This window comes from Pseudomonas putida, assembly GCF_028682175.1.
Classification (GTDB): domain Bacteria; phylum Pseudomonadota; class Gammaproteobacteria; order Pseudomonadales; family Pseudomonadaceae; genus Aquipseudomonas; species Aquipseudomonas putida_AD.
Genome location: NZ_JANHKS010000029.1, coordinates 40,699 through 57,686 on the forward strand (window position 1 = coordinate 40,699; position 16,988 = coordinate 57,686).

A 16,988-nucleotide genomic window follows, 5' to 3' on the forward strand; every position below is an offset into this window, starting at 1 on the left:
AGGTTTTTTTTGCGTTCAGAAAAATGTGTTCGCAGCCCAAACAAAAACAGCCCGGCACTGACCTGTCGGAACGGATGATGGGGATCCGACAGGGCAACGGCGGGCTGTGAGACTCACATCAAGCCTGGAGGGAGCGCTCAAGGCTTGATGCTTTTAGCTTGAAGCTTGCCGCTTGAAGCTTACGGCTGCTCCTCTTAGAACTTGGCAATCACATCCAGTTGCAGGGTGTTGGCATCCTGGTCACGCGCAGCACCTGCGAACGCGAAGTCTGCCTTGGTCAGGAAGTACGTGGCGCCCAGGGTGAAGTTCTTGTCAACATCGTAGGAAACGCTCAGCTTGTGACCGCGCGAACCGGTGGTGCCGTTGGCGAAGTCCGAGTCGGTGAAGGCGCCAACCACTGCGTTACGCTGAGTATCGCGATAGTTGTAGTCCAGGCCGAAACCGAACACCTTGGTCTTCACGCCAGCCAGCCATGCAGTGTCCTGGTCGCTGTCGGTGGCGCTGTTGACCACGTATTGGCCGTACAGACCCACTGGAACGACCAGGCCGGTCAGGTCGAGTTGACCGAAGCCTTCATACAGACGGAAGTCGTTGGTGTTGTTGCCGTTGATGCCCAGGCCACAGAACGTGGTGCTGGTGCTGGCCGCAGCCGGGTTGCAGTCGTTGGAGTGCTGGTACTGGTAAACGGAACCGCCCAGGGTCATCTTGACGTTGTCGGTGACCGCGATACGTGTACCCAACTGGCCAGCGTTCAGACGCAGGTCGTTCTTGAACTGCGTGCCGTCGCCGCTGATGTTGTCCTTGAGGGTGTAAGTACCGGCACTACCGAACAGCTCGAAGCCCTTGGTGACTGGCACGCTGTAAGTGGCTGCCAGACCTTCCGGGTTGATGTCGCTATCCCAGATCACGTCGCCTTCGCTGACCCATGGCTGGGCCATCTTGCCGCCGATCACGTGCAGGTTCTGGATGGCAGTCGGGTGGTAGTCGATATAGCCCTGATCCAGCCACAGGTCTTTCTTGGTGAAGTAATCGTTCTGGTCAACGTTGGTGGAGTTGGCCTTGTTGTCGCCGCCAGTGGCGATACGAATACCAGTGCTGACTTGTGGGTTGATGTCGGTGTAGGCGCCCAGACGAACACGGATACGCTGACGGTTCTTGTCCTGGCTGTTGTTTTGATCGTCGATCTTGACGGTCTCTTGGCGGACACGTACGTCACCCTTGAACTGGGTCTTGGCAGCCCATGCCACTTTCTGTTCGAAAGCCGACAGGTCGGAAGACTTGGCGGTGGCGGCGGCGATCTGGTCGGCTTGTGCCTTTTGTGCTTGAGCTTGAGCCTGCTGATCCTTGGCAAGTTCGGTTTGCAGTTCGCTGTACTGAGCCTGCGAAATCGAACCGTTGGCCTTGAGCATGTCGAGCAGTTTCGCGTCGACTGCGGCGCTGGCCGGAACACTCAGGGCCAGCAGCATACCGCCACACAGGGCTGCCGCAGTTTTCGTGGAAGCAAGACGCATATCAATCTCCGTAGATGAGAAGGGATGACAAAGGCCATCCAGGGAACAACCGACCCGGAGTGGGCGGAAAAAAGTCAGGTTTTAAGAACCGGGGGCTCTAAAAACAGGCGCCAGTATTGCGACGGATTATTACGAAACGATGGCTATGTGATGGCATGTCGATGACATGTGAAAATTTCGTGGAACCCGCGAGCTAGAGCGCTGTCATCGCAAATTTCATGTGCAATGGGTTTCAATAAGTGATAATGCGCAAACGTTGGCGCGGTTCTGGAGGGGGCGATGTCGTTACACCGTTTGGACAGGCTGTCGGATCTGGCACCCCAGGAGTGGGATGCGCTGATCCCCGGCGACTCACCGTTCCTGCGCCACGGTTTTCTCAGTTCGCTGGAAGACAGCGGCAGCCTGGGGCCGCGTTCGGGATGGCGTGCCGAGCATCTTCTACATTACGAAGATGAACGCCTGATTGCCGCGATGCCGACCTATCGCAAGTGGCATTCCTATGGCGAGTACGTGTTCGACCACGCCTGGGCCGACGCCTGTCGCCGGGCAGGGATCACCTATTATCCCAAGCTGCTGGTGGCCGTGCCGTTCAGTCCGGTCAGCGGGCCGAGGTTGCTGGCAAAAACGCCTGAGGACGGGCGCGAACTGCTGGCTTGCCTGCCCGGTTATGCCCAGGCCGAGGAGCTCTCCAGCGTTCACGTCAACTTCAACGACCCGGTGATCGATACGATGCTCGCCGGCCAGCCGGACTGGCTGCAGCGCATCGGCTGTCAGTACCACTGGCAGAACCGCGACTATCGCGACTTTCAGGATTTTCTCGACGCCTTGAGTTCACGCAAGCGCAAACAGATGCGCAAGGAACGTGAACAGGTGGCGGGGCAGGGGTTTGATTTCCAGTGGCTGGAAGGGCATGAGCTGAGCGAGGCCCACTGGGATTTCGTCTACGCGTGCTATTCCAATACCTACGAAGTCCGTAGGCAGGCGCCTTATTTGACGAGGGAATTCTTCAGCCTGCTGGCTGAGCGCATGCCCCAGGCGATTCGCGTGGTGCTGGCCAGGCAAGGCGGGCGACCGGTGGCGATGGCGTTCAGCCTGATCGGTGGCGACAGCTTTTACGGGCGCTACTGGGGCTGCCTGGCCGAATTCGACCGGCTGCATTTCGAGACCTGTTTCTATCAGGGCATGGACTACGCCATCGCCCATGGCTTCAAGCGTTTCGATGCCGGGGCGCAGGGCGAGCACAAGTTGATTCGCGGGTTTGAACCGGTGATTACCCACTCATGGCACTACCTGGCCCACCCCGGATTGCGCGAAGCGGTGGCCGGGTTTCTGGAGCAGGAGCGGGCGGGGATTCTGGCGTACGCCGAGGAAGCGCGTTTGGCCTTGCCGTATCGGCAAGCCTGACCGACGCCCCCGCGGGCAAGCCCGGCTGCTACGGGGATAGGGGTGTTTGCGGAACCTTTGTTTGACCACGGATCCCGTAGCAGCACGGCTTGCCGGCGGGGGCGATTTCAAAAGCCCCCCACAGGCAAGTGTTGTTACAAGGATTGAGGAGCGAGAGGAAAGTCCTCCACGCCCACAAACCCACCGGTCTGGTGCGCCCACAACCGCGCATACAGCCCTTTTTGCGCCAGCAGCTCGGCATGGGTGCCGCTCTCGGCGATGCGGCCGTTCTCCAGCACGATCAGCCGGTCCATCCGGGCAATCGTCGAGAGACGGTGGGCAATGGCGATGACCGTCTTGCCCTGCATCAGGGTTTCAAGGCTTTCCTGAATCGCCGCTTCCACTTCCGAGTCCAGCGCCGAGGTCGCTTCGTCCATGATCAGGATGGGCGCGTCCTTGAGCAGCACGCGAGTGATCGCAATGCGCTGGCGTTGCCCGCCTGAAAGTTTCACCCCGCGTTCGCCCACATGGGCGTCGAGCCCGGTGCGGCCTTCGGAATCGGACAACAGCGGAATGAACTCGTCGGCCCGGGCCTTGCGCATCGCTTCCCACAATTCTGCATCGGTGGCGTTGGGCTTGCCGTACTGCAGGTTGTCGCGGATCGAGCGGTGCAGCAGCGACGTATCCTGGGTGATCATGCCGATGTGCGAGCGCAGGCTTTCCTGAGCGACGTGGGAGATGTCCTGATCGTCGATCAGAATTCGCCCGCCCTGCACGTCATACAAGCGCAGCAGCAGGTTCACCAACGTCGATTTGCCTGCCCCCGACGGTCCGATCAGGCCGATCTTCTCCCCAGGCTTGATGTCCAGGTTCAGGTCATGGATCACACCCTTGCCTTTACCGTACTGGAACTTGAGGTGTTCGAAGCGCACTTCGCCACGGCTGACGTTCAGTTTCGGCGCGGCCTCGCGATCGGTGACGCCGACCGGCTGGGAAATGCTCTGCAGGCCGTCCTGCACCATGCCGATGTTCTCGAAGATGCCATTGACTACCCACATGATCCAGCCGGACATGTTGACGATGCGGATCACCAGGCCCGTGGCCAGCGCAATCGCACCGACCGAGATCATCGACTGGGTCCACAGCCACAGCGCAAGGCCGGTGGTCCAGACGATCAGAATGCCGTTGAGGGTGGTGATCACCGTGTCCATTTCGGTAATGACGCGGCCCGCCAGCTGGGTTTTCTCGGTCTGTTCGCTGATTGCCTCGCGGGCATACTGCTGCTCGGAGCTGGTGTGGGCGAACAGCTTGAGAGTGGTGATGTTGGTGTAGCCGTCGACAATTCGCCCCATCAGTTTGGAGCGGGCATCGGACGACACCACCGAGCGCGCCTTGACCCGTGGCACGAAGTACCAGAGCGCCAGAATGAAACCGCCGATCCAGCTCAGCAACGGGATCATCAGCCGCCAGTCAGCCTCGGCAAACAGCACCAGTGCGCCAATCGAGTAGATCAGCACGTGCCACATGGCATCGACCGTCTGCACGGCGGAGTCGCGCAGGGCGTTACCGGTCTGCACGATGCGCTGGGCGATGCGGCCGGCGAAGTCGTTCTGGAAGAAATTGACGCTCTGCTTGAGCACGTAACTGTGGTTCTGCCAGTTGATCATGCTGGTCATGCCGGGGCTGATGGTCTGATGCACCAGCAGGTCGTGCAGGCCAACGAAGATCGGCCGCAGGATCAGCGCGACGATGACCATCCACGCCAGCTCGAAAGCGTGGTCGCTGAAGAAGTTCGGGTTGGGCGCACCCTGGGCCAGGTCGATGATGCGGCTCAGGTAGCTGAACAGTGACACCTCGATCAGCGCACCGATCAGGCCCACCACCAGCAACGCGAGGAAGCTGGGCCAGACCTGCTTGAGGTAATACACGTAGAACGCGACGACCTGGTTGGGAGGCGCGGCGGTCGGGGCGTCGCGGAAGATGTCGATCAGCTTTTCAAAACGACGATAGAGCATTGGCTATGACGCCCACGCTTGAGCGGGCTCTCCATTCTGAGGGGCGGGTCGGGCAGTGCGTTTTTTCAATCGCATGGGTTCTGACCGCATGAAATCACGAATGCTCGGACTCTTTCCCGTGACTGTGTCCCAGAAATGCAAAAGCCGGGCAGGGCGCCCGGCTTTTGCGCACTCAGGTAGCTTAGTTCACGCGCTTGGCCGACTTGATCATGATCGGGTCCAGCGGCACGTTTTGCATACCTTGCTTGTTGCCGGTCTGGACGTTGACGATCTGGTCGACCACGTCCATGCCCTTGACCACCTTGCCGAACACCGCGTAGCCGTAGTCGCGGGCGCCGTGGTCGAGCATGGCGTTGTCGACCACGTTGATGAAGAACTGGCTGGTGGCCGAGTTCACGTCCGAGGTGCGGGCCATGGCGATGGTGCCGCGTACGTTATGCAGGCCGTTGTCGGCTTCGTTCTTGATCGGATCGTTGGTCGGCTTCTGCACCATCTGCGCGGTGAAACCGCCGCCCTGGACCATGAAGCCCGGGATCACACGGTGGAAAATAGTGTTGGAGTAGAAGTTGCTGTCCACGTACTTGAGGAAGTTGGCAGTGCTGACCGGCGCCTTGTCCTGGTTCAGCTCGATCTCGACCTGGCCGAAGCTGGTGTCCAGCACGACGTGTGGCGCAGGAGCGGCCATCAGGTTGGAAGCGAACAGCACGGCGGCGGCAGAGAGGGCGATTTTTTTCAGCATGGGGCACAAGTCCTGAATTGATTGTTCGACTGCAAACAGTTGGCAAGGGAAGCACGTTTGCGCAGGTTTGGACAGAGGCATGTGGCGCGATCCCACGAGCGCCTCGATCCTGTAGCAGCCGGGCTTGCCCGCGGGGGCGGTGTGTCAGATGCAGATTTACTGCCTGACACACCGCTCCCGCCGGCAAGCCGTGCTGCTACGCTACTGCGGTTTCCTGAGCCTCGATGAACGCCAGTAACAACCGGTTGAATGCCTCGGGGCGATCCAGCGGCGTTGCATGCCTCGAGTCCTCGATCACTTCGACCCGCGCACCTTTTATCAACGCGGCGTAATTGCGCTTGAGCTCAACCGGTGTGTAGTCCCGATCCGCTGTAACGATCAGCGTCGGGCAACTGATTCGCGATAACTTCTCCTGCACCCCCCACCCGACAATCGCGCTGAAGCTCGCAAGATAGGCGCGTTTCTCGTTCTGCGCCCAGCGTTTGGCGATCTTGTGCCGCAGGTCGGTTTGTTCGGGCTTGGGAAACAGGTTCTTGCCCAGCCCCTTGCCAATGGTTTCCATGGGAAGCAGCCGTGCCAGCAACCAGCGTTTGGCGAACTGTTTGAAGTCGTCCAGGCGTTTGATCTTCACCTCAGGGGCGCTGTTGACGATGGTCAGGCTCTTGAGCAATTGCGGCTGATCGACTGCCAGTTGAAAGCCGATCATCCCGCCCATGGAAAGCCCCACCAGGTGCACCGGGCCCAGGTGCAGGTGATCGATCAGGGCTTCGATGTCGGCGCTGAAACCGGGGATGCTGTAGCGCTCGCGGGGTTTGTCGGAGCGCCCGTGGCCGCGCACGTCAATGGCAATCACCCGATAATGCGCGGCCAGGGCCGGGATCTGGTATTCCCAGTCCTGGCAGCTCGAGCCCAGACCGTGGACCAGTAGCACCGGGCTGCCGTGGCCATATTCTTCGTAATGCAGGGAACAGCCGTCGTGTTCGAACCAGGGCATGGGTTACGTCCGTGTGTGTCAGTGTCACACCGCCTGCTGCGGCGCCGCGAAGGGCGCATCCAGCGGCGCGGTGTCGAAGGTCTGGATCAGCTCGATGAGGATCTGCGTTGCAGGCCCCAGCGGCTTGTCCTTGCTGGAATAAAGATAGAAGGTCGGGCTGCGGCTGCCACCTTTGTCCAGCGGCAGAATTTTCAGCACGCCTTCGCGCAGTTCTCGCTCGATCATGTGCCGCGGCAGCCAGGCGAAGCCCAGCCCGCTGCTGACGAAGGTCGCGGCGGTGGCAAGGCTGCCCACGGTCCAGCGCTGTTCGGCACCCAGCCAGCCCACGTCGCGGGGTTGATTGCGGCCGGAGTCGCGGATCACCACCTGCAGTTGGCTTTCCAGGTCCTGGAAGGTCAAATCACGCTGCACCAGATGCAAAGGGTGCTCGGGATGAGCCACGGCGACGAACTCGACGCTGCTCATTTCGGCACCCAGATAGCCTGGAATAGTGAAGCCGCTGATCGCCAGATCGGCCACGCCTTGAAGCAACGCTTCCTCGACGCCTGACAGCACCTCCTCGCGCAGCCGCACCCGGCAGCCACGGCTCTGCGGCATGAAGGCGGTCAGTGCGCGCACTAACCGTGCATTGGGGTAGGCGGCGTCGACCACCAGTCGCACTTCGGCCTCCCAGCCCTGTTCCATGTGGTGGGCGAGGTCTTCGAGCTGGCTGGCGTTCTTCACCAGTTGCCGTGAGCGACGCAGCAGTACTTCACCGGCCTCGGTCAGCACCGCCTTGCGCCCGTCGATGCGCAGCAGGGGCACGCCGAGCTGGTCCTGCATCCGAGCTACCGTGTAGCTCACCGAAGACTGGGACCGGTGCAGCGCCTCGGCCGCCTGGGCAAAGCCGCCATGATCGACAACGGCCTGCAGGGTGCGCCATTGATCAAGGGTTACGCGGGGCGCTTTCATGTGTGGATCCTTCTGTCCTAAGCTGGCAGCCTCATAATTGGAGACTGCCGCATGAAAAGATTCTGTTGTGTGCTGCTGACGATGTTGCCCCTGAGCGCCTTTGCCTACCCGATCGATGTGGAAAAACACCTCAACGGCATGCAGATCGACTACAACAGCCACGACACGGCCTACGACATCGGCAACATCACGATTAACAACTACGGCGACGTGCCTGCCAAGTGCACTGCGGTGTTCAACAACGGGCCCGAAGCCCCTCGCACGCGCAGGGTGCAGATCGCGGCAAAGAGCAGCAGCAACGTCACGGTCAAATTCAGCCGCGAGATCATCAAGCTGCGGGTCAAGCTCAGTTGCGAGCCGCAGTAGACGTCAGCGTCATGGCGAGAGAGTAAATCGCTCTCGCTGTTAAAACAAATTAATAGATATTTAGTAGCAGTTTTTTGCGCTTTTTTATCGAATTGTTGCTCGTTACTCTGGCCTCCATCGAATCCACACACTCATTCGCCAGAGGCCAAACCCATGTCCCGCGTACTCGTCATCGAAAGCAGCGCCCGTCAGCAAGACTCGGTATCCCGTCAGTTGACCCAGCAGTTCATCAGCCAATGGCGCGGCGCGCACCCGGCCGACGAGATCACCGTGCGCGATCTGGCGGTGAAACAGGTTCCGCACCTGGACAGCGAGCTGCTGGGCGGCTGGATGAAGCCGCAGGATCAGCGCAGCGCCGTTGAACAGGCTGCGCTGGAGCGCTCCAACGAGCTGACCGACGAACTGGTGGCCGCCGACGTGGTGGTGCTGGCAGCGCCGATGTACAACTTCGCGATTCCGAGCACGCTCAAATCCTGGTTCGACCACGTGCTGCGCGCCGGTGTGACCTTCAAGTACGGCGACACTGGCCCTCAAGGCCTGCTGACCGGCAAGCGCGCTTACGTACTGACCGCTCGCGGCGGTATCTACGCTGGCAGTTCGCTGGACCACCAGGAACCCTACCTGCGTCAGGTGCTGGGCTTTGTCGGCATCCACGACGTCACCTTCATTCATGCCGAAGGCCTGAACATGGGCGGCGACTTCTCGCAGAAAGGCCTGAACCAGGCCATCGCCAAACTGGCCCAGGTGGCTTGATGGGAAGGACTTAACGGTCGGTTAATCCTGGCCAGCGATTATCTTCACGTTCATCGACACTCCTTTGGCACTCGAACCGCTCCTGAGTGCATTGCCCGATAGACCCGCCTGATTGCGCCGGGTCATCGGGTTTTTTATTGCCTGCAATATTCGCCACGGCCCCTGTAGGAGTGAGCTTGCTCGCGAGAGGCCGGTACATCCAGCACACCATCGGCGCGCCAGCCACCGCATCGCGAGCAAGCTCACTCCTACAGGGGCGAGGTGGTGCTTGAACTGCTCTGGCTGAACCCGCTAAGGTCGCCGCCTTCGAAAAAGGGGCAATCATGGGTTATCTACTCTTTGTGACGCTGATCCAGGCGTTTTCCTTCAGCCTGATCGGCGTTTATCTGGCAGGTCACGTCGACAGTTACCTGGCCGTGCTCATCCGCGTCGTACTGGCCGGGCTTGTGTTCATTCCGTTGACCCGCTGGCGCCAGGTCGAGCCGCGCTTCATGCGCGGGATGCTGCTGATCGGCGCATTGCAGTTCGGCGTGACCTACGTCTGCCTGTACCTGAGTTTCCGGGTGCTGACGGTGCCGGAAGTGCTGCTGTTCACCATCCTCACGCCCTTGCACGTGACCTTGATCGAGGATGCGCTCAATCGCCGCTTCAACCCCTGGGGCCTGCTGGCGGCCATCGTCGCGGTACTGGGGGCGGTCATCATCCGTTATGACCGTGTCGATTCGAACTTCCTCGGCGGTTTCCTGTTGCTGCAACTGGCCAACTTCACCTACGCAGCAGGACAGGTGCTGTACAAACACCTCGTGGCCCGCCACCCCAGCGACCTGCCGCACTACCGCCGCTTCGGCTACTTCTACCTCGGCGCACTGGCCGTGGCACTCCCGGCCTTCCTGCTGTTCGGCAATCCCCAGCACCTGCCCGAGGGCCCGCAGCAGTGGGGTGTGTTGCTGTTTCTGGGGCTGGTCTCCACCGCGCTGGGCATGTACTGGTGGAACAAGGGCGCGTGCCTGGTCAACGGCGGCACCCTGGCGGTGATGAACAACCTGCATGTGCCGGTGGGGCTGTTGATCAACCTGCTGATCTGGGGCCGCAACGAAGACCTGGGCAAGCTGTTTTTCGGTGGCCTGGTGATCGTTTTCTCAGTCTGGATCAGCCGACGCGGTGCCGCGCAGCAGCGCCCGATTCGCTGAAACACCGGCGCTAGACGCGCTGCTCCTCTGCATCATCGAAGGTGATGTTTGATATCTGCATGAGTGGTTTTTCATGTTGGGGCCGATCCAATAGATTGGCTCCAACGAAACGAATTACCCAACTTACCAACAGTTCTGCGGAGATCAAGACCATGAAAAAATCCATCGCTATCGGCTTTGCACTTTCGGTTCTGGCAGCAGGTTCTGCATTCGCCGCCCCACAAAAGACTTACCAGCGCGCTATCGTCGATGCTTCCAGTGCTACTGTTCTGGACAGCAAAGTGGCCAGCAAAGATGCGGTCAAGCCTTTCGACAGCAAATCGACCAGCACTGTAATCGTCGCTGAAAACCGCAAAGAGTTTGGTTCGAGCTACCAGCGTTACGAGTAAGGGTGCAAGTTCAGTCCGACCTGAACGCACAGTAAAAAGCCCGGCAGATGCCGGGCTTTTTGTTTGCGTAAAACAGTCGAAAGTTACCCGCTTCCTGTAGGAGTGAGCTTGCTCGCGATGGCGGTGTGTCAGGCAACGTATTCGCCTCAGATACTCCGCCATCGCGAGCAAGCTCGCTCCTACAGGGCCGTGCAAGGGCCGTAATCATTGAGTTAGAGCCCTTCTACGCACCCATCACGGCCAATGATGTTCAGTATGCCGACGCTTGGTTTTTCAATGACAGGCCGTTCGATTAACTTAGCTCCAACGAAACGAATTACCCAACTTACCAACAGTTCTGCGGAGATCAAGACCATGAAAAAATCCATCGCTATCGGCTTTGCACTTTCGGTTCTGGCAGCAGGTTCTGCATTCGCCGCTCCAGAAAAAACTTACCAACGCGCCATCGTCGATGCATCCAGCGCTACTGTCCTGGATAGCAAAGTGGCCAGCAAAGATGCGGTCAGGCCTTTCGACAGCAAATCGACCAGCACTGTAATCGTCGCTGAAAACCGCAAAGAGTTCGGTTCGAGCTACCAGCGTTACGAGTAAGGGTGCAAGTTCAGTCCAACCTGAACGCACATGAAAAAGCCCGGCTGATGCCGGGCTTTTTGTTGTTTGTGGTTTGCCGATGTGCATCGTCTATCGGTCCGATAGTGTAAACACTATTATCAGCGCTCCTGATGTCTGAAATAAATAGCGGTGGTTTTTAATCTTTCGGTGACGGGTCTAAATTGGCTTCAACAAAACGATTCACCCCCACTTACCGGAGATACCATCATGAAAAAATCAATCGCCCTGGGCTTCGCACTTTCCTTCCTGGCCGCCGGCTCTGCCTTCGCCACGCCTCAGGCTGCCCGCCAGACTGTCGTACTGGAACCCACCTACATCCACGCCACCGCTGACGGCAAACAAGTCGCCAAGCCCTTCGCCAGCCAGTCGAGCAGCACTGTGATCGTCGCTGAGAACCGCAAGGAATTCGGCTCGCACTATCAGCGTTACGAGTAACAGGCGGGTTCAGATCGAACCGACCCCATATCAAAAGCCCGGCGGATGCCGGGCTTTTTGTTTGTGCGCAAAATCTGAAATCACGCCACCCCTGTAGGAGTGAGCTTGCTCGCGATAGCGTAACGTTGGTCATATTGATGTATCTGACCTGACGCCATCGCGAGCAAGCTCACTCCTACAGGTACGTGGGGATCTGCGGCGCTATGACCCCCAACCCGCACCGCTGACCGCCACCTGCGCCAGCGGGTGCAGTTGCGCGCCTTCATGTCCGCTCTGCAAGGCCAGCAACTCCTTGCGCATGCCTGGCGTCCAGAACATCTGCATGTGATTGCGAACGCCCTTTACCGCCACTTCCTCATCAGGTTCGGTGCTGAAGTACTGGGCGATCTGGTTGGCCATCTTGATCAGGCTTTCATTGCTCATCGGCGCACCTCGACTTTCGCGTCAGCGCGTGCCTGGCGGCGTTCATCGAGCAGGCGTTGTTGCTCGTCGCTGAAGGCCTGGTAGCGTTTCTGCCATTCGGAAGGGTGGTAGACGCGGCTGACCTGCACGGCGGTGACCTTGTATTCCGGGCAGTTGGTGGCCCAGTCGGAGTTGTCGGTGGTGATCACGTTGGCGCCTGATTCCGGGAAGTGGAAGGTGGTGTACACCACGCCCGGTGCAACCCGTTCAGTCACCCGTGCACGCAACACGGTTTGCCCCGAGCGGCTGCCGATGCCGACCCAGTCGCCCTCGTTGATGCCACGGCTTTCGGCGTCGGTCGGGTGGATTTCCAGCCGGTCTTCCTCGTGCCAGGCGACGTTTTCCGTGCGCCGTGTCTGGGCGCCGACGTTGTACTGGCTGAGGATGCGGCCAGTGGTCAGCAACAGTGGATAACGGGTGTTGACCTTCTCCTCGGTGGGCACGTAGCCGGTGAGCATGAAGCGCCCCTTGCCGCGTACGAATGCATCGATGTGCATGGTCGGCGTGCCGTCGGGCGCTGCTTCGTTGCATGGCCATTGCAGGCTGCCGTGCTGGTCCAGGCTTGCGTAGCTGACGTTGGTGAAGGTCGGCGTCAGGCTGGCGATTTCATCCATGATCTGCGACGGATGGCTGTAGTTCATCGGGTAGCCCAAGGCGTTTGCCAGCGCCACCGTGCCTTCCCAGTCGGCCTTGCCGCCCAGCGGGTCCATGACTTTGCGCACACGGGAAATGCGGCGCTCGGCGTTGGTGAAGGTGCCGTCTTTCTCCAGAAACGAGCTGCCCGGCAGGAACACGTGGGCGAACTTCGCGGTTTCGTTGAGGAAGATGTCCTGGACCACCACGCACTCCATCGCTGACAGCGCTGCGGTCACGTGCTGGGTGTTCGGATCGCTCTGGGCGATGTCCTCACCCTGGCAATACAGGCCCTTGAAACTGCCCGCCAGCGCCGATTCGAACATGTTCGGGATGCGCAGGCCCGGGTCGGGTTGCAGGGTGACGTTCCACGCCTGCTCGAACTGCGCGCGCACCACTTCGTTGGAAATGTGCCGGTAGCCGGGCAATTCGTGGGGGAAGGAGCCCATGTCGCACGAGCCCTGGACGTTGTTCTGTCCGCGCAAGGGGTTCACGCCCACGCCTTCACGGCCGATGTTGCCGGTGGCCATCGCAAGGTTGGCGATGCCCATGACCGAGGTGCTGCCCTGGCTGTGTTCCGTGACGCCCAGGCCGTAGTAGATCGCCGCGTTGCCGCCGGTGGCGTAGAGGCGCGCTGCTGCGCGGATGTCCTCGGCCGGTACGCCGCAGATCAGGCCCAGCACTTCAGGGGCGTTTTCAGGCTGGCTGACGAAGGCACTCCAGCGGGCGAAATCGACGGTTTCGCAGCGCTCGTCGATGAACGCCTGGTCCAGCAGGCCTTCGGTCACGATGACGTGGGCCAGGGCGTTGAGCATAGCCACGTTGGTGCCCGGACGCAGGGCCAGGTGCAGCTCGGCGCGGGCATGGACCGAGTCCACCAGATCGATGCGCCGTGGGTCGATGACGATCAGCCGCGCGCCTTCACGCAGACGACGCTTGAGCTGGGAGCCGAACACCGGGTGGGCGTCGCTGGGGTTGGCGCCCATGACCAGGATCACGTCGGCTTTCATCACCGAATCAAAGCTCTGGGTCCCGGCGGATTCGCCCAGGGTCTGTTTCAGGCCATAACCGGTGGGCGAGTGGCAGACGCGGGCGCAGGTGTCGACGTTGTTGTTGCCGAACGCGGTGCGCACCAGTTTCTGCACCAGATAGGTTTCCTCGTTGGTGCAGCGGCTGGAAGTAATGCCGCCGATGGAGTCGCGACCGTATTGCTGTTGCAGGCGGCGGAATTCGCTGGCGGCGTAGGTGACGGCCTCATCCCAGCTGACTTCCTGCCACGGGTCGTTGATGTGCTTGCGGATCATCGGCTTGGTGATGCGATCCGGATGGGTGGCGTAACCCCAGGCGAAGCGACCCTTGACGCAGGAGTGGCCGTGGTTGGCCTGGCCGTTCTTGTCCGGAACCATGCGCACCAGTTGGTCGCCCTTCATCTCGGCGCGGAACGAGCAGCCCACCCCGCAATAGGCGCAGGTGGTGATCACGCTGCGCTCGGGCTGGCCCATCTGCACCACGCTTTTTTCCATCAGCGTGGCGGTCGGGCAGGCCTGCACGCAGGCGCCGCAGGACACGCACTCGGAGTCCAGGAAGTCCTCGCCACCGGCGGCCGAAATACGGGATTCGAAACCGCGACCGGACACGGTCAGGGCGAAGGTGCCCTGGGTTTCTTCACAGGCACGCACGCAGCGGTTGCAGACGATGCACTTGCTGGGGTCGTAATCGAAGTAGGGGTTGGAGGTGTCTTTGGCATCGCTCAGATGGTTCTCGCCTTCATAGCCGTAGCGCACCTCGCGCAGGCCCACCTGGCCGGCCACGGTCTGCAGCTCGCAGTTGCCGTTGGCCGAGCAGGTCAGGCAGTCCAGCGGGTGGTCGGAGATGTACAGCTCCATGACGTTGCGGCGCAGGGTGGCGAGCTTGGGCGTCTGGGTGTGCACGCTCATGCCTTCGCTGACCGGCGTGGTGCAGGATGCGGGATAGCCGCGCATGCCGTCGATTTCCACCAGGCACATGCGGCACGAGCCGAACGCTTCCAGGCTGTCGGTGGCGCAGAGTTTGGGGATGGTGGTGCCCATCAGCGCCGCGGCACGCATGACCGAGGTGCCTTCGGGCACGGTGATGCTGCGCCCGTCGATGTTGAGGGTGACCTGCACCTGACTTTCCCGCGCCGGCGTGCCCAGATCGATGTCGGTTTTCGGATCGAAAATAGTGATCATTGTTCGGCCTCCGAGGCTTGCAGACCGAAGTCGGCGGGGAAGTATTTGAGTGCGCTGGCGACCGGGAAGGCGCTCATGCCGCCCAACGCGCAAAGCGAGCCGTACTGCAAGGTGTCGCACAGATCCTTGAGGACGATGGCCTGTTCCGTGCGCTTGCCCTGGTCGGGCGCGGCGAGGATACGGTCGATGACCTCCATGCCACGGGTCGAGCCAATGCGGCAGGGCGTGCACTTGCCGCAGGATTCCTCGGCGCAGAACTGCATGGCGAAGCGCGCCATGTGGGCCATGTCCAGCGTGTCGTCGGCGACCACCACACCGCCGTGGCCGAGCATCGCGCCGATGGCGGCGAAGGCTTCGTAATCCAGCGGGGTGTCGAAATGTTCAGGCGGCACCCAGGTGCCCAGCGGGCCGCCGACCTGAGCGGCTTTCAAGGGTCGGCCACTGGCCGTGCCGCCGCCGTAGTCTTCCACCAGCTCGCGCAGGGTCAGGCCGAACGCTCGCTCCACCAGCCCGCCATGGCGAATGTTGCCGGCCAGCTGGAAGGGCATGGTGCCGGTGGAGCGGCCCATGCCGTAGTCGCGATAGAACTGCGCGCCCTTGGCCAGGATGATGGGCACCGAAGCGAGGGTCAGCACGTTGTGCACCAGGGTTGGCTGGCCGAACAGGCCTTGCAATGCGGGGATCGGTGGCTTGGCGCGAACGATGCCGCGCTTGCCTTCCAGGGAGTCCAGCAGCGCAGTTTCCTCGCCGCAGATGTAGGCGCCGGCACCGACTCGTACTTCCATGTCGAAGGCCAGGCCACTGCCGCCGACATTGGCGCCCAGGTAGCCAGCGGCGCGGGCGATGCCCAGTGCTTCGCGCAGGGTGGCGATGGCCTGCGGGTATTCCGAGCGCACGTAGATGTAGCCGTAATTCGCACCCACTGTAATGCCGGCGATGGCCATGCCTTCGATCAGCAGGAAGGGGTCGCCTTCCATCAGCATGCGGTCGGCGAAGGTGCCGGAGTCGCCTTCGTCGGCGTTGCACACAATGTATTTCTGCGCAGCCTGGGTGCCGCGCACCGTGCGCCATTTGATCCCGGCGGGGAACGCCGCGCCGCCACGTCCGCGCAGGCCCGAATCGAACACTTCGGTGGCGGTCTGTTCGCCGCCGACGGCGATGGCCCGGGTCAGGCCCTCGAAGCCGCCGTGGCTGCGGTAGTCATCCAGCGACAGCGGCTGGGTAATGCCCGCGCGGGCAAACAGCAGGCGTTGCTGGGATTTGAGATAGGGCAGCTCTTCCACCAGGCCCAGGGCCAGCGGATGGCTTGAAGGTTCACCTTGCAGGGCGTCGAGCACGCCGGGCACGTCCTCGGCGGTCAGCGGGCCGAAGCCGATGCGGCCTTGCGGGGAGTCCATTTCCAGCAGCGGTTCGAGCCAGTACAGGCCCCGGGAGCTGGTGTGGTGCAGGTCCAGCGGCAGGTTGCGTTTGCGCGCCTCGCTGGCCAGGGCCACGGCCACCTCATCGGAGCCCACGGCGCGGGCCAGTGAATCGACAGGCAGGTAGAGATGGGTCATCACGCACCCTCCTGACACGCGTCGATCAGCCTGTTCAGACGCTCGGCGCTCAGGCGCGCATGGATCTTGCCGTCCAGTTCCAGCGCCGGCGAGCAGGCGCAGGCCCCCAGGCAATAGACGGGGCGCAGGCTGATGTTGCCGTCGGCGCTGCTGCCGTGGTCGTCCAGATGCAGGCGTTCGCGCAATTGCGCGGCCAGTTGCTCGGCGCCGCGGCTCTTGCAGGATTCGGCACGGCACAGGCGCAGGATGTGGCGCGCAGGCGGCGCGGTGCGAAAGTCATGGTAGAAGCTGATCACCCCGCGCACTTCGGCCTGGCTCAGGTTGAGGGCGTGGGCAATTTCGGGGACGGTGACATCGGGGATGTAGCCGATGCCCTCCTGAATCTCATGGAGAATGGGCAGCAGCGCGCCGGGGGAGCCTTTGTGGCGCTCCAGCACGTGGTTGACCATCGGCAGGTACGACATCTCATCAGGCATACAGCATTCCTCACGGTCACGGACATACCAGGGGTAGTCGGTTGTCCGAAAGTGTCGGCTGCGGCCGCGCCACGTCACGGCTTCGTGGCAGTTCAGGCCGTTGGCCAGGGCACCCTTGTCGGGCGTCTTGTTTTGCCCGGTGCGGTCTGCGCCACACCTCATCAAGGGCTAAAGGGCAGCTTGCCATGGCGCTTTGGCCGATCGCGCACCAAAGCGACCTGTTCGGTTCTCTCTGCGACCACCCCTTGAGTGTAGAAGGGAACCGCCACAAGCCAGTGCACAGGCGAAATCCTGTAACAAAATCGGCCGTTGG

Annotated in this window: 16 protein-coding genes; 7 read left to right on the forward strand and 9 right to left on the reverse strand. The window is 61.3% G+C overall.

Annotated features, from left to right (window positions below):
• Window positions 1–194 precede the first annotated feature (194 nt).
• Entirely contained in the window at window positions 195–1,511 is a 1,317-nt protein-coding gene (locus tag NPS29_RS19105; RefSeq protein WP_274134309.1) for a putative porin, read from the reverse strand.
• A 279-nt stretch (window positions 1,512–1,790) separates the two neighbouring features.
• Here NPS29_RS19105 and NPS29_RS19110 point away from each other — a divergent pair, with 279 nt between their 5' ends.
• A complete protein-coding gene (locus NPS29_RS19110; protein WP_274134310.1) occupies window positions 1,791–2,915 on the forward strand; it encodes a GNAT family N-acetyltransferase in 1,125 nt (374 codons plus the stop codon).
• Window positions 2,916–3,049: 134 nt separating this feature from the next.
• Here NPS29_RS19110 and NPS29_RS19115 read toward each other — a convergent pair whose 3' ends face one another.
• The 4 genes from NPS29_RS19115 to NPS29_RS19130 form a co-directional block, all read right to left on the reverse strand.
• Complete coding sequence (locus tag NPS29_RS19115; RefSeq protein WP_274134311.1) at window positions 3,050–4,909, reverse strand: ABC transporter ATP-binding protein; 1,860 nt, start codon at window positions 4,907–4,909, stop codon at window positions 3,050–3,052.
• A 181-nt stretch (window positions 4,910–5,090) separates the two neighbouring features.
• Window positions 5,091–5,648, reverse strand: coding sequence for a peptidylprolyl isomerase (locus tag NPS29_RS19120; RefSeq protein WP_274134312.1), 558 nt, complete (start codon window positions 5,646–5,648; stop codon window positions 5,091–5,093).
• A 196-nt stretch (window positions 5,649–5,844) separates the two neighbouring features.
• Complete coding sequence (locus tag NPS29_RS19125; protein ID WP_274134313.1) at window positions 5,845–6,642, reverse strand: alpha/beta fold hydrolase; 798 nt, start codon at window positions 6,640–6,642, stop codon at window positions 5,845–5,847.
• 24 nt (window positions 6,643–6,666) lie between these two features.
• On the reverse strand, window positions 6,667–7,593 hold the full coding sequence (locus tag NPS29_RS19130; protein WP_274134314.1) for a LysR family transcriptional regulator: 927 nt from the start codon (window positions 7,591–7,593) through the stop codon (window positions 6,667–6,669).
• 51 nt (window positions 7,594–7,644) lie between these two features.
• Here NPS29_RS19130 and NPS29_RS19135 point away from each other — a divergent pair, with 51 nt between their 5' ends.
• The 6 genes from NPS29_RS19135 (at window position 7,645) to NPS29_RS19160 (ending at window position 11,338) form a co-directional block, all read left to right on the forward strand.
• Window positions 7,645–7,959, forward strand: a complete 315-nt coding sequence (locus tag NPS29_RS19135; protein WP_274134315.1) for a 3-phosphoglycerate kinase — start codon at window positions 7,645–7,647, stop codon at window positions 7,957–7,959.
• Window positions 7,960–8,112: 153 nt separating this feature from the next.
• Entirely contained in the window at window positions 8,113–8,712 is a 600-nt protein-coding gene (locus tag NPS29_RS19140; RefSeq protein ID WP_274134316.1) for an FMN-dependent NADH-azoreductase, read from the forward strand.
• 323 nt (window positions 8,713–9,035) lie between these two features.
• On the forward strand, window positions 9,036–9,902 hold the full coding sequence (locus tag NPS29_RS19145) for a carboxylate/amino acid/amine transporter (protein WP_274134317.1): 867 nt from the start codon (window positions 9,036–9,038) through the stop codon (window positions 9,900–9,902).
• Window positions 9,903–10,054: 152 nt separating this feature from the next.
• Window positions 10,055–10,291: a hypothetical protein gene (locus tag NPS29_RS19150; protein ID WP_274134318.1), complete on the forward strand. Its 237-nt coding sequence runs from the start codon at window positions 10,055–10,057 to the stop codon at window positions 10,289–10,291.
• A gap of 255 nt (window positions 10,292–10,546) precedes the next feature.
• Window positions 10,547–10,882, forward strand: a complete 336-nt coding sequence (locus NPS29_RS19155; RefSeq protein WP_274134319.1) for a hypothetical protein — start codon at window positions 10,547–10,549, stop codon at window positions 10,880–10,882.
• A 228-nt stretch (window positions 10,883–11,110) separates the two neighbouring features.
• Window positions 11,111–11,338 (forward strand): hypothetical protein, encoded by a 228-nt coding sequence (locus NPS29_RS19160; RefSeq protein WP_274134320.1) that lies wholly within the window; start codon window positions 11,111–11,113, stop codon window positions 11,336–11,338.
• A gap of 201 nt (window positions 11,339–11,539) precedes the next feature.
• Here the strand turns inward: NPS29_RS19160 and NPS29_RS19165 are convergent, their stop codons facing one another.
• Genes NPS29_RS19165 through NPS29_RS19180 form a run of 4 tightly spaced genes read right to left on the reverse strand, consistent with a single transcriptional unit; the run spans window position 11,540 to window position 16,675 of the window.
• Window positions 11,540–11,761 carry a formate dehydrogenase subunit delta gene (locus NPS29_RS19165; protein WP_274134321.1) on the reverse strand — a complete coding sequence of 74 codons (222 nt, stop codon included), beginning with the start codon at window positions 11,759–11,761 and terminating at the stop codon, window positions 11,540–11,542.
• Window positions 11,758–14,643, reverse strand: coding sequence for a formate dehydrogenase subunit alpha (gene fdhF / locus NPS29_RS19170; RefSeq protein WP_274134322.1), 2,886 nt, complete (start codon window positions 14,641–14,643; stop codon window positions 11,758–11,760). Before fdhF ends, NPS29_RS19165 begins: the two co-directional genes overlap by 4 nt.
• The gene (locus tag NPS29_RS19175) at window positions 14,640–16,199 is read right to left on the reverse strand and encodes a formate dehydrogenase beta subunit (RefSeq protein ID WP_274134323.1); all 1,560 of its coding nucleotides are present in this window, start codon (window positions 16,197–16,199) and stop codon (window positions 14,640–14,642) included. The genes fdhF and NPS29_RS19175 overlap by 4 nt, the downstream gene beginning before the upstream one ends.
• Window positions 16,199–16,675, reverse strand: a complete 477-nt coding sequence (locus NPS29_RS19180) for a formate dehydrogenase subunit gamma (protein WP_274134324.1) — start codon at window positions 16,673–16,675, stop codon at window positions 16,199–16,201. Before NPS29_RS19180 ends, NPS29_RS19175 begins: the two co-directional genes overlap by 1 nt.
• Window positions 16,676–16,988: the final 313 nt, after the last annotated feature.